Below are 12210 nucleotides of genomic sequence, written 5' to 3'. Positions count from 1 at the left end.
TCCCCCTTACGATTCACTCAAACAAGATCACGCTCTAGCAGGCGCATTTCGCCTTGTTGCGCGGTGGTGCGGTGCGGCGGAACTCGGCCGGAGTCAGGAAGCTGTCCCGATCGCGGTCGGCCTCGCCGAATTTCTCCGAGGTGGCGACAGCCCATTCCTCGAAGGTCAGCAGGTTGTTGCCGTCCTTGTCCAGCTTGCGGAACCCGTCAGAGCGGGTGGAAAGCATCTCGTCACGCGAGACACGGCCATCGCGATCACGATCGTAGCGGCCGAAACGGCGCTGCTCGCGGGTGAGTTCGGTCGCCTCGGGCGGCTCAGGCCCCGTGAGCTCACCCACGTCCGCGCTGGGAAGCGGAGCGGGCGATCCCGGAACTGGCGCGAGTGTGGGAGGCGGCGCGCCGGCCTCCACTTCCGCGCGGCCTTGCAGCCAGAACAGGCCGATGCCCATCATGGCCAGCACCGCCAGCCCCCCGAGCAGGAAGCGATTCATCCCCGTTTGTCCCTCACCGATCCTTGCGGATTATGTCAGTGGCGACCGCGAGAGGAAATTACATGGCTGCAATCAGAAGCCGAGCAGCCCGACACGCATGGCCATGAACAAGGCGGCCGGAGACGTGGCGCCCGTCTCCCCCCCCTTGTCTAGCCGCCGCCCGGCCAGCGCATGCAGCACCGGCAAGGTGCGCAAGGGACGCGACACCCTGACGCTCGGGCCGCCGCGAGCCTCAAGGCTCATTCGTCTTGCGGTCTCGCGCTCGCTCTCGTGACCAAGCCGCATCGCCAGGTCGTTCAGCGCCCACGACCGCGCCAGTGTCCGAACCGCCTCGCTCTCCCCACCACGACCGAGCGCCTGCGCGAGCGCGATGAAGGCATCGGCCCGGCCCTGCGCCATGGCCTCCAGTGCGTCGGACGCCAGCGGGGCCGGTCCCGTCATCCGTTCCCATCCGTCCACGAGGGCGACAAGGCCGCCATGGCCGCCGCCCCAGGTGCGCAGGAGGGCAAGCAGCGGCTCTCCGCTGGGCCATTGTTCCGACGACTGGCCGAGCGACTCGCGCCACCAGGCCAGCCGCAACTGCGCCATCATCGGCTCACGCGAATGGCGCAGCAAATGCGCCAGGCGCGCGTCCAGCGCCAGCAGCGCCAGCGTCTGGCGGCGGGCGGCGCGCGGCGCGTAGGCCAGGGCCAGCCGGGAGACCGTGGGCAGCGACTGCACCAGGATGTCCTCGTCCGACGGCGGCATGGCGGGTTGGGAGGGTGTGGTCACGCGAGATCCCTAGAAGGAGAGCGGACCCGAAGGCAACCGCCCTACCGGCGCCGTGCCGGGGGGCGGGGCGCAGACGGCAGGTCGCCGTCCGCGCCCGTGGGTCAGCGGTACGTCACCTTCTTGACCGCCGCCACGATCCGGCCGGCGTCGATCAGCGCCGCCTTCTCGAGATTCGCTGCGTACGGCAGCGGCACGTCCTCGTTGCACACGCGGACCACCGGCGCGTCGAGGTTGTCGAAGCCTTCCTCCATGCAGATCGCCGAAATTTCCGAAGCGATCGAGCAGACCGGGAAGCCTTCTTCCGCAACGACCAGGCGGTTGGTCTTGGCAAGGCTCGCCAGCACCGTCTCCTTGTCGAGGGGGCGCAGCGTGCGCAGGTCGATGACCTCGGCGTCGATGCCCTCGGCCGCCAGCGTCTCGGCGGCTTCGAGTGCCAGACCCACGCCGATCGAGTACGACACGATGGTCACGTCCTTGCCTTCGCGCATGACGCGGGCCTTGCCGATCGGCAGAACATGGTCGTCGAGTTCGGGCAGCTCGAAGGTGCGGCCGTAGACCAGCTCGTTCTCCAGGAAGACCACCGGGTCTTCGCTGCGGATCGCCGCCTTCAGCAGGCCCTTCGCGTCCGAGGCGTCATAGGGCGCGATCACGACCAGGCCAGGCACGTTGGCATACCAGGGGCCATAGTTCTGCGAATGCTGAGCACCCACGCGCGAGGCCGCGCCGTTCGGACCGCGGAACACGATCGGGCACCGCATCTGGCCGCCAGACATGTAGTTGGTCTTCGCGGCCGAATTGATGATGTGGTCGATCGCCTGCATGGCGAAGTTGAACGTCATGAACTCGATGATCGGGCGAAGGCCGCCCATCGCCGCGCCCGTGCCGATGCCGGCAAAGCCGTACTCGGTGATCGGCGTGTCGATGACGCGCGTCGGCCCGAACTCCTCGAGCAGACCCTGGGTCACCTTGTAGGCGCCCTGGTACTCGGCCACTTCCTCGCCCATCACGAAGACACGGCTGTCGCGGCGCATTTCCTCCGCCATCGCGTCGCGCAGCGCCTCGCGCACGGTCGAGGTCTTCATGTTGGTGCCGCGCGGGAGCTCGGGATCGCGGGCCGTCTTGATCTCGCTGTGGAGGTTGGCGGTCCCACTCTCCGCCGGCTTCTTGTCGTCGGCCGGCTTCTCGCCCGACTCCGGTTGTGCCTGCGAAGCGGCATCGGCCGGCGCGGCGTTCGCCTGCGGGGCCTGGACGGCGGAGGCGTCCTCGCCCTCGCCCGCCAGCATCGCGATGACCGTGCCGACCTTCACGCCCTCGGTGCCTTCCGGCACCAGGATCTTGCCGACGGTGCCTTCGTCGATGGATTCGAACTCCATCGTCGCCTTGTCGGTCTCGATCTCGGCGAGGATGTCGCCCGAGGAGACCTCGTCACCTTCCTTGACCAGCCAGCGGGCCAGCTTGCCTTCTTCCATGGTGGGCGAGAGGGCGGGCATCTTCAGTTCGATCGCCATCTCAGTAGCTCTCCACCAGGACGTCGGTATACAGTTCGGCAGGAGCCGGTTCGGGCGAGTTCTCGGCAAAGTCCGCCGACTGGGCGACCTGCGCGCGCACGCGCTTATCGATCTCCTTGAGGCTGTCCTCGGTCACGCCCATCTCGATCAGTTCGGCCTTGGCATGCTCGATGGGGTCGCGCTTGTCGCGCACGCCCTGGACTTCCTCGCGGCTCCGGTACTTGGCCGGGTCGGACATCGAGTGGCCGCGATAGCGGTAGGTGTTGAGCTCCATGAGCACGGGGCCGTTGCCGCCGCGCACGTGCTCCAGCGCGATCTCGGCCGCCTTGCGGACTTCGAGCAGGTCCATGCCGTCGACCTGCATGCCAGGGATGCGGAACGCGGTGCCGCGGCGGTGGAAGTGCGTCTCGGCCGAGGAACGGCTGACGGCGGTGCCCATCGCGTACTGGTTGTTCTCGATCACGAAGATGATCGGCAGCTTCCACAGCGAGGCCATGTTGAAGCTCTCGTAGACCTGGCCCTGGTTGGCCGCGCCGTCCCCGAAGTAGGCCATCGCGACGCCGCCGTCCTCGCGGTACTTGTGCGCGAAGGCGAGACCTGCACCCAGCGACACCTGCGCGCCGACGATACCGTGGCCGCCGTAGAAGCGATGCTCCACGGAGAACATGTGCATCGAGCCGCCCTTGCCCTTCGAGATGCCCGCCTCACGGCCCGTCAGCTCGGCCATGATCACCTTCGGGTCTATGCCGTAGGCAAGCATGTGGCCATGGTCGCGGTATCCGGTGATGACCGAATCCTTGGTCCCGTCGAGCGCCGACTGCAGGCCAACCGCGACGGCCTCCTGGCCGATGTAGAGGTGGCAGAAGCCGCCAATCAGGCCCAGGCCGTACAACTGGCCCGCCTTCTCCTCGAAGCGACGGATGAGCAGCATCTGCTCGTAGAGGCGCAGCAGTTCCTCCTTGCTCGCCGTGTAGCGGCGATCGGCGTCGAGCGCCTGCTGGAGGCTGCGGAGGGCGAAGTCGGCGTCGTCCGTGTTCACGGCGACGGCATTGTCGCTGGCCGGGGCATCAGTCTTGGCTTTGGGCAACGGGGGCTCCCCATCGTTGGTGCGATCGTTTCGCGGGCGGTATAGGAAGGACGCGCGCAAAGCGGAAGCGCCCATTCCGCGAAATTCCCGTGCCGGAAACAAAAATTATTGCAGGCGGTAGTGCGCCGCCTGCATTTAAGCTGAAAGCCGCAGCCTCAGCGCAGCTGCATCACCATCTCGTCGGAACGCGCAACGTTGAGATTGCTGCGCACCAGCTCACCGGCGAGATCCGGGTCCATCTTCCGGGGATCGAGAAGCGCGACCCTGTTCTTCAGGCGTTCACGCTCGGCCTTCAAAGCGACGAGGCTGTGCTGCCGCTGCTCCAGGACCCGCTGGTTTTCACCCCAGGCGAGCAGGCCGCTCGGCCCGGCGACGCACCAGAATGCCATCAGCACCAGGAGCGCCATGGCCAAGCCCTGGACGAGACGCTCTCTTGCTAGGTTGTTGTCCTGTCGCACGGTCCGCATAGGCTCATAGAATGACACGTGATTCGTACTTTCAAGCCTAACGGCTAACCGAAACCCGTCATTTGCGACAGGCTGAGGCGCTCTCCCGAGCACCGGAGCCGCGCGATTGGTGTTGATAAGTTTCGGCGATAGTCAAGTGTTAACCAATGCACAATTCGCGATGCGCTGCAAACTTCATCACGGTTTCGATCCGGATCGCCCTCTGCTAGGCGCGCGGGAATGTTGACCCTTCGTGACATCACCGTACGCCTCGGCGGACGCACCATCCTCGACGGCGCGAGCGCGACGCTGCCGCAGAACGGCAAGATCGGCCTCATCGGTCGCAACGGGGCCGGCAAGTCCACCCTCGTCAAGACGATCATCGGCGAACTGGAACCGGACGGCGGCTCGGTGGAGATGCCGCGGCGCGCGCGGCTCGGCTACATCGCGCAGGAAGCGCCGAGCGGCACCCGCACGCCCTTCGAGGCGGTGCTGGAGGGTGACACCGAGCGCACTGCGCTCCTTGCCGAGGCCGAGACCTGTACCGATCTGGATCGCCTGGGAGACGTCCACGAGCGGCTGATCGCGATCGATGCCTACACCGCCCCCGCACGCGCCGCCCGCATCCTCGTCGGCCTGGGGTTCGACGAGGAGATGCAGGGCCGGCCGCTGGACAGCTTCTCGGGCGGCTGGAAGATGCGCGTGGCGTTGGCCGCCCTCTTGTTCTCCGAACCCGACGTGCTGCTGCTCGACGAGCCTTCCAACCACCTCGACCTTGAAGCGACGCTGTGGTTGGAGAACTTCCTCAAGAGCTATCCGCGCACCCTGCTGGTCATCAGCCACGAGCGCGACCTGCTCAACACCGTGGTGGACCATATCCTTCATCTCCAGGCCGGTCGCCTGACGCTCTACCCGGGCGACTACGACAGCTTCGAGCGCCTGCGGGCCGAACGTGCGGCCCAGGCCGCCGCGGCACGCGCCAACCAGGAGGCACAGCGCAAGAAGCTACAGGACTACGTCGCGCGCAACTCGGCCCGCGCATCCACCGCGAAGCAGGCGCAGTCCCGCGCCAAGATGCTCGCAAAGATGCAGCCGATCGCCGCGATGGCAGAGGATCCCTCGCTCAGCTTCGACTTCCCGAGCCCGAACGAGCTGCGCCCGCCGCTGGTCACGATGGACCTCGCAGCGGTCGGTTACGAAGCCGACAAGCCGATCCTGCGTCGCCTCAACCTGCGGATCGACCCGGAGGACCGGATCGCCCTGCTCGGCCGCAACGGCAACGGCAAGACCACCCTCGCCCGGCTGCTGGCGCGGCAGCTGCAGCCGATGGAGGGATCGCTCACCTTTTCGCCCAAGATCCGCATCGGTTACTTCACGCAATACCAGGTGGAGGAACTGCCCGCCAACTCGACGCCGCTCGAGCTGATGACGCGTGCAATGGCCGACAAGCCGCCGCTGGCGGTGCGCGGCCAATTGGGCCGCTTCGGCTTTTCCGGCAATCGCGCGACGGCGGAGACGCGCACGCTTTCGGGCGGCGAGCGCGCGCGGCTGGCGCTGGCGCTGGTCACGCGCGATGCGCCCCACATGCTCATCCTCGACGAGCCGACCAACCACCTCGACGTCGATGCGCGCGAGGCGCTGGTGCAGGCGCTCAACGCGTTCGAAGGCGCCGTGATCCTCGTCAGCCACGATCGTCACATGGTCGAGCTTGCGGCCGATCGCCTGGTCCTGGTCGATGGAGGAACCGCGGAGAACTACGACGGTTCGATGGACGACTACATCGACTTCGTGCTGGGGCGAAACCAGCCCAAGGCCGAGGTCGGCGGCGGCAAGCCGGCCGAGCCGGCGAAAAAGCCCGCGGGCCTCTCGCGCGACGAACTGAAGGCGCTGCGCAAGAAGGTGACCGAGGCCGAGACGCGGATGAAGCGACAGCAGGCGCAGCTGGCCGCGCTCGACGCGGCATTGGCCGACCCGGCGCGCGCGACCGGCGAGTTCAAGGGCCTCGCGATCGGCGAGCTCGGCCGTCGCCACGCCGCCGCCACCGCCGCGCTGGAGGAAGCCGAAACGATCTGGCTCGAAGCAAGCGAGGCGCACGACACCGTCATGGGCAAGGTCGCATGAGCGTCGCCTTTCGCCGCGACGGCGACGAGGAGCACCTCGAGCCCAAGTTCGAAGTGCCGATCCCGCCCGGCCCCAATCTCGTGACCGCGACCGGCCTGAAAATGATCCACCAGCGCATCGCCACGCTGGAGGCGCAGCTCGCCGCGGCATCGGACGAACCTGCGATCGCCGCCGCCAAGCGCGACTTGCGCTATTGGCGGGCGCGGCTCGCCACCGCAGAGCTGCAACCCCTGCCCGCTGGGAGCGATGTCCAGTTCGGCAGCCGCGTGCGCTTCACGATGGATGGACGCACGCGCGAGATCACGATCGTCGGCCACGACGAGGCGGATCCCGGCCGGGGCTTTCTTGCGTTCACCGCCCCGCTCGCGCGCGCCTTGCTGGGCGCAGCGCCGGGGAATCTCGTGGAATTCAACGGCCGCGAGGATGCGATCGAGGTACGCGAAGTGTCCGGCTGCTGCTAGGCACCGACCGCCGCCCCGGCCCGTGGCGGGGCGGCAAACGGATCAGAACTTCCGCGGCTTCTTGTGGAACGGCTTGCCACCGCCGGCGCGGTCCTGCCGCGGCCCCGTCGGTCGCGGGCGATAAGGCTGGGCTTCGCGTCCCTCGCCCTCGAAGCGGGGGCCGTTGCCGTGCGGACGGCGACCGCGACCCTGCGGACCCTCGCGATCGCGGCTTCGGTGCCGCGCCGCGTCGCGGGGCGTATCGGGCGCGCGCTCGATCTGGATGGTCGCCTCGTACTCGCCGTCCGGACGCGCGGTACGCTCGACCGCGCGCGCGAACTGCTCGGCCTGTGCGGCGGGAATCTGGAAGTAGGTCTGGTCGGCGTTGATGCGGATCTGGCCCACGGCGTCGCGCGTCACGTGGCCGCGGCGGCAGAGCACCGGCAGGATCCAGCGCGCTTCGGCCCGCTGGTCGCGGCCCACGTCCATGCGGAACCAGACCACGTCCTCAAACCCCGGGCGTTCGCGTCGCTGGCGGGCCTCGGGCGAGTTGCCGAGAAGCTCCTCGGGCTGCGGCATGGCGGCGCGGTGCGCGCGCACGAGCGCGGCGGCCACGTCCTCGGCACTGAGAGTCTCCAGCAGGACCCGCGCCAATTCGCGATCGTCGTCTTCCACCTCGACGGGCGCGAGAAGCTTCTCCAGCAGGCGCTCGCGATCCTGGGCGCGGATTGCCTCTGGCGTCGGTGCCTCACCCCATTCGGCTTCGATCCGCGCGCCGCGCAGCATCATCTCGACACGGCGCCGACGCGGATAGGGCACCAGGAGAACGGCGGTGCCCTTCTTCCCGGCGCGGCCGGTGCGGCCGGAACGGTGCTGCAAGGTTTCCGCATCACGCGGAATTTCGACGTGGATGACGAGGCTGAGCGACGGCAGGTCGATACCGCGCGCGGCGACGTCGGTGGCGACGCAGACCCGCGCACGCCGGTCGCGCAGCGCCTGGAGCGCATTGTTGCGCTCGTTCTGCGAATGCTCGCCCGACAAAGCCACCGCCGAGAAGCCGCGCTCGACCAAGGTGGCGTGCAAGTGCTTCACGTTGTCGCGCGTGGCGCAGAACAGGATCGCGGTCTCCGCTTCATGGAAGCGCAACAGGTTCACCACGGCATGCTCGATGTCCGAGGGCGCAACCGTCACGACCTTGTAGGCGATGTCGCCATGGCCGCGGTTCTCGCCGACGGTCGAGATGCGCAGCGAATCGCGCTGGTAGCGCTGAGCCAGCGCCTCGATGGGACGCGGCATCGTCGCCGAGAACAGCAGCGTGCGCCGCCCTTGGGGCGTGGCGTCGAGGATCTCCTCGAGATCCTCGCGGAAGCCCATGTCGAGCATCTCGTCGGCCTCGTCGAGCACGACGGCGCGAAGGGCCGAGAGATCGAGCTTGCCACGCTCCAGATGGTCACGCAGGCGCCCCGGGGTCCCGACGACGATCGCGGCCCCGCGCTCCAGCTGGCGCCGCTCCTTGACCGGGTCCATGCCGCCCACGCAGGTAACGATGCGAGCGCCGGTGCGGGCGTAGAGCCACTCCAGCTCGCGGCTCACCTGCTGGGCGAGCTCGCGCGTGGGCGCGATGGCCAGCGCCAGGGGCCGGTCGGCATGCGCCAGCGCGTCGTCGGCGAGCAATTCGTCGGCGATGGCAAGGCCGAAGGCCACGGTCTTGCCCGAGCCGGTCTGCGCCGACACCACGAGGTCGCGGCCGCGCGCTTCCGATTCGGTGACGGCGGCCTGGACCGGCGTGAGGGTTTCATAGCCATGCGCCGCGAGCGCCTCGGCGAGAGGCTGGGGAATCTGCGAGAAAGTCATTATCTGATCAACGAATCCTGCCGCCTGTCAGCGGCTTTCAAGGAGCGTAGGGAGGGCTGCGCGGTCGCTCATCGGGCGCACCGGAAAACGGCCCATAGCCCAAACCGCGCAAATATGCGCGCGCATAATGCATCTCGAAGCGATTCGGCTGCGGGAGAGCTCAGTTCCACTCCGTCCAGAGCGGCCGCGATGCGGGCGCGGCGTCGGCACGCTGCTCGGGAAGCTGCTCGAAGCTCGGCTGAAAACCGAGCAGCACGTACATCTCGCGCTCCAGGAAAGGAGCCGCATCGCCCGCGCTCATGTCCACCCGCGCGCATTCACCCAGACCGGGCAGATGAGTGCGAAAAATCCCTTTGCGCACAACGGTCAAGCGCATGAATACATCCCGAAGTTCTGGTGGGTTAGCCTGGCGGAGCGCCCGGCTAACGATCCTGTCGTCGGCGATCAAGCTGAGCGGGATGCTGTCACATTCCTGAAAGACTGGCAACTGCAGCCGCACGGGCCGCCGCCCACGCGTCAAACCGGGCGCGGTCGACCGCCCCGAGAAGGCAGGGCCGGGCCGAAGCCCGACCCCTTCCGTTCAGAATCGCGCCTTGGCGAGCCAGGCATCGACTTCCGGCATCCGCGTCTGGCCGACCTTGATGCGGTCCTCGATCTTGGCGATCGCCTCGTCCACCGGCCGACGGGTGTCGGCGGTAAGGTGCGCCTTGGCATAGGCGTCCAGCTTACCGACCATCGCCGGGTCCGCGCTGCCCTGCCCGAGGCGACCGACGTAGCGGGTCGCACCCGAGCTGTCGACGCGGGCCATGACCGCTTCGTAGTTCGCCGTCACGAAGTCGAACGCGCGATCCGGGCTCACGGTGGCAACCGTGCTGATGATCACCGGGCTGGTGGTGACGCCGGGCTCATCGGTCATGGCGAGCGCCAGCGCCTTGTCCGCCAGCGCCGGGTCTGCAGCCTTGCCCAGCAGCGAGTACATCGCGGTCCGGACCTGCGCGGAGGTCTCGGCGCGGGCCATCGCGTGAAGTGCGTCCCAGGTCTGCGCATCGGCATTGCGCGCGACCACGGTCAGCACCGGCACGCGCACCGAAGGGTCGATCGCGGCGGGATCGCTCTTCAAGGCAGCGAACCGCCGGCGCGCCTCGGCGACAACCGAAGACTCGCCCAGGTCTCCCAGCGTTTCGATCAGCGTGCTGCGCAGATCGCCCGCGGTTGCCTGCTCGTCGGCCTTGGGGGTCCAGCCGAGGCGTTCGAGCGCCGGCAGCAGCCGTGCTGCGGCGAAGCGCGAGAGCGCTGCCTTGCGCTTTGGATCATTCCCGGTGAACTCGGCCAACCCGCCGATCACCTTCGCCGCTCGGCCGATCACCTGCGGCGAGGCATCGATAGGCAGGTTCTTCACCAGATCGAGCATGTCGGCCATCGGCTGATTGCCGGCATAGCCCAGCGCCACCGCATCGTTGAGGATGCCGAGCTGGTCGACCGGCTGGACCTGCGCAATGCCCTTGGCCAGTCCGGCAAAGGTCTTGGCGTCGTAAAGAACGCGGAAATAGCCGGTCTGCCCGGCATTCACCACCACCGGTCCGCAGCCCGCCACCTGCAGCGAGCCCCGGCCCTCCAGCAGCGTCTCGGCCGCGGCTCCACCTTGCGCGGCCGCTCGCACCGGAACGCGCCACGACAGGGCCTGCTTGCCCGCGCGGTCGCGCGTGAACTCGCCCTGCTCGAGCACCAGCATGGTGGCACCGCCCTTGCAGCTGGCGGTCGCCTTCACCAGCGGGATGCCGGGCTGCAGCGTGAAGTCATGCGCGATCTGCGTGATCGGCTTGCCCGAGGCCTTCTCCATTTCCCGCCACAGGTCGTCGGTAACCGTATTGGAGTGCTTGTAGCGCTGCATGTAGGCGCGCACGCCCGCGCGCCACTGCTCGGACCCGGTATAGGCCTCCAGCATGCGGATCACGGCCTCGCCCTTGGAGTAGGTGATGCCGTCGAAGGCTTGGCTTGCCTCTTCCACCGTCTTGATCGGGTGGATGATCGGGTGCGTCGTGGCGTAGGCGTCCTGGCCCATGGCCAGCTCACGCGCACCCACGGCGGTGAGCTCGGGATGCCACTCGGGGTGGAACTTGGCGGTCGCGAGGCTCTCCATCCAGGAGGCGAAGCCCTCGTTCAGCCACAGGTCGTCCCACCAGGACATGGTGACGAGATCGCCGAACCACTGGTGCGCCATCTCGTGCGCCACGACGGTGAAGATCCGCTCACGCAGCGTGTTGGAAGCGATCTTGGGATCGAGCAACATCGCGTTCTCGAAGTAGAAGATGCCGCCCCAGTTCTCCATCGCGCTGAAGAACTGGCTGCGCCCGGGTGCCGCGACGTGGTCGAGCTTGGGCAGCGGATAGGCGGCGCCGAAGTAGTCGTTCATCCAGGGCAGCAGGTCGGCCGATTGCGCAAGCGCGTAGTCCGCCTGGGCCAGGTCGCCACGCTTGGTCAGGACGCCGATCTCGGTGCCGGCGGCTTGCGTGGTCTTGCGCTCGAAGTCGCCGAGACCGAAGAACAGCAAGTACGTCGACATCCGCGGGCTGGTGCCGAAGGTCACGAGCGTGCGCCCGCCACTCAGGTCCTTGCGGCTTTCGACAGGCAGGTTGCCCACCGCGACCTCGTCAGCCGGGACGACCGCCTTCAGGCTGAAAGTGGCCTTGTAGAAGGGCTCGTCCCACGACGGCATGAAGCGGCGCGCATCCGAGTTCTCGAACTGCGTGAACAGGGCGCGCTTCTGGCTGCCGTCCGCGGCCTTGTAGTCCAGCGCGAAGAGGCCATAGGCCTGCGTGTTGATCTTGCCGGCATAGTCGATCGACAGCACGTAGCGGCCGGGCGTGATCGGCTTGGCGAAAGTGAAGGTCGCGGTCTGCGCCTTCTCGTCCGCGGCGACGTTGGCCGCACCCAGCACCTTGCCCGCGCCGCTCGCGAGCGTGGCCTTGGCGATAGCGAGGTCAGCCGCCTGCAGCGTGATGGTGCTGGTCGCCTCGACCACCTCGATCGTGATGGCGGCGTTGCCGGTGAAGGTTAGCGCCTTCGCGTCGGGCGTTACGGTCACGTCGTAATGGCTCGGGCGAACGCTGCGGGGCAGCTGCGTGGTGACGGTCTCGGCAGTGGCACCGGGGCTGGTCGAAGTCTGGGCGAAAGCGGGAAGCGGCATCACGGCGCTGGCAAGAAGCGCCAGCGCGCAGGAACGAACGGTTGATTTCATGAGCGACTCGTAGGACTGCTGAAAGGATCCTTGCTAACGTGCGGCCTCGCCCACGCAAGATATTTACCGAGCCGCGCAACAAGTCGTTGGCTGTTCGATAACGACCGGCACCAGCTTTCACTTGCGTTTAGCGCGGGATCGGGTAAGGGCCCGCCTTCCGCGTCGTTGGACGCACGCGGAGAATGACGAAAGCCGGAGGGGCCCCGCAATCCCGCGGACAAGCCAGCGATCGGTTAAAGAGATGAAGGAAGCTGC

Annotated in this window: 10 protein-coding genes; 2 read left to right on the top strand and 8 right to left on the bottom strand. The window is 67.7% G+C overall.

Features of this window, described 5'->3' with window-relative positions; translation table 11 throughout:
* Positions 1-34: 34 nt before the first annotated feature.
* The 5 genes from ACFFJC_RS06600 to ACFFJC_RS06580 form a co-directional block, all read right to left on the bottom strand.
* Positions 35-490, bottom strand: coding sequence for a hypothetical protein (locus ACFFJC_RS06600; protein WP_379486698.1), 456 nt, complete (start codon positions 488-490; stop codon positions 35-37).
* 72 nt (positions 491-562) lie between these two features.
* Positions 563-1261 carry a hypothetical protein gene (locus ACFFJC_RS06595; RefSeq protein WP_379486697.1) on the bottom strand — a complete coding sequence of 233 codons (699 nt, stop codon included), beginning with the start codon at positions 1259-1261 and terminating at the stop codon, positions 563-565.
* Positions 1262-1362: 101 nt separating this feature from the next.
* Entirely contained in the window at positions 1363-2769 is a 1407-nt protein-coding gene (locus ACFFJC_RS06590) for a pyruvate dehydrogenase complex E1 component subunit beta (RefSeq protein WP_379486696.1), read from the bottom strand.
* Position 2770: 1 nt separating this feature from the next.
* On the bottom strand, positions 2771-3856 hold the full coding sequence (gene pdhA / locus ACFFJC_RS06585; RefSeq protein WP_379486695.1) for a pyruvate dehydrogenase (acetyl-transferring) E1 component subunit alpha: 1086 nt from the start codon (positions 3854-3856) through the stop codon (positions 2771-2773).
* Between the two features lie 155 nt (positions 3857-4011).
* On the bottom strand, positions 4012-4263 hold the full coding sequence (locus tag ACFFJC_RS06580) for an FtsB family cell division protein (RefSeq protein WP_379486694.1): 252 nt from the start codon (positions 4261-4263) through the stop codon (positions 4012-4014).
* A 279-nt stretch (positions 4264-4542) separates the two neighbouring features.
* On the opposite strand from ACFFJC_RS06580, the gene ACFFJC_RS06575 reads away from it, so the two are divergent.
* Positions 4543-6423, top strand: coding sequence for an ABC-F family ATP-binding cassette domain-containing protein (locus ACFFJC_RS06575; protein WP_379486693.1), 1881 nt, complete (start codon positions 4543-4545; stop codon positions 6421-6423).
* On the top strand, positions 6420-6884 hold the full coding sequence (locus ACFFJC_RS06570; protein WP_379486692.1) for a GreA/GreB family elongation factor: 465 nt from the start codon (positions 6420-6422) through the stop codon (positions 6882-6884). Before ACFFJC_RS06575 ends, ACFFJC_RS06570 begins: the two co-directional genes overlap by 4 nt.
* 42 nt (positions 6885-6926) lie before the next feature.
* Here the strand turns inward: ACFFJC_RS06570 and ACFFJC_RS06565 are convergent, their stop codons facing one another.
* The 3 genes from ACFFJC_RS06565 to ACFFJC_RS06555 form a co-directional block, all read right to left on the bottom strand.
* Positions 6927-8717: a DEAD/DEAH box helicase gene (locus tag ACFFJC_RS06565; protein ID WP_379486691.1), complete on the bottom strand. Its 1791-nt coding sequence runs from the start codon at positions 8715-8717 to the stop codon at positions 6927-6929.
* A gap of 160 nt (positions 8718-8877) precedes the next feature.
* On the bottom strand, positions 8878-9216 hold the full coding sequence (locus tag ACFFJC_RS06560) for a hypothetical protein (RefSeq protein WP_379486690.1): 339 nt from the start codon (positions 9214-9216) through the stop codon (positions 8878-8880).
* 81 nt (positions 9217-9297) lie between these two features.
* The gene (locus ACFFJC_RS06555; RefSeq protein ID WP_379486689.1) at positions 9298-11955 is read right to left on the bottom strand and encodes a M1 family metallopeptidase; all 2658 of its coding nucleotides are present in this window, start codon (positions 11953-11955) and stop codon (positions 9298-9300) included.
* Positions 11956-12210 lie beyond the last annotated feature (255 nt).

Origin of the sequence: Novosphingobium soli (assembly GCF_042432915.1) — a bacterium.
Classification (GTDB): domain Bacteria; phylum Pseudomonadota; class Alphaproteobacteria; order Sphingomonadales; family Sphingomonadaceae; genus Novosphingobium; species Novosphingobium soli.
Note: the sequence above shows the minus strand (reverse complement) of the source record. Positions and strands in the feature narration are given on the sequence as shown.

Bases quoted from the DNA above. Each gene is read 5' to 3' on its own strand.
- ACFFJC_RS06575 (WP_379486693.1), top strand. From the start codon at position 4,543: ATGTTGACCCTTCGTGACATCACCGTACGCCTCGGCGGACGCACCATC.
- ACFFJC_RS06565 (WP_379486691.1), bottom strand. From the start codon at position 8,717: ATGACTTTCTCGCAGATTCCCCAGCCTCTCGCCGAGGCGCTCGCGGCG.
- ACFFJC_RS06555 (WP_379486689.1), bottom strand. From the start codon at position 11,955: ATGAAATCAACCGTTCGTTCCTGCGCGCTGGCGCTTCTTGCCAGCGCC.
- ACFFJC_RS06600 (WP_379486698.1), bottom strand. From the start codon at position 490: ATGAATCGCTTCCTGCTCGGGGGGCTGGCGGTGCTGGCCATGATGGGC.
- ACFFJC_RS06590 (WP_379486696.1), bottom strand. From the start codon at position 2,769: ATGGCGATCGAACTGAAGATGCCCGCCCTCTCGCCCACCATGGAAGAA.
- ACFFJC_RS06580 (WP_379486694.1), bottom strand. From the start codon at position 4,263: ATGGCGCTCCTGGTGCTGATGGCATTCTGGTGCGTCGCCGGGCCGAGC.
- ACFFJC_RS06570 (WP_379486692.1), top strand. From the start codon at position 6,420: ATGAGCGTCGCCTTTCGCCGCGACGGCGACGAGGAGCACCTCGAGCCC.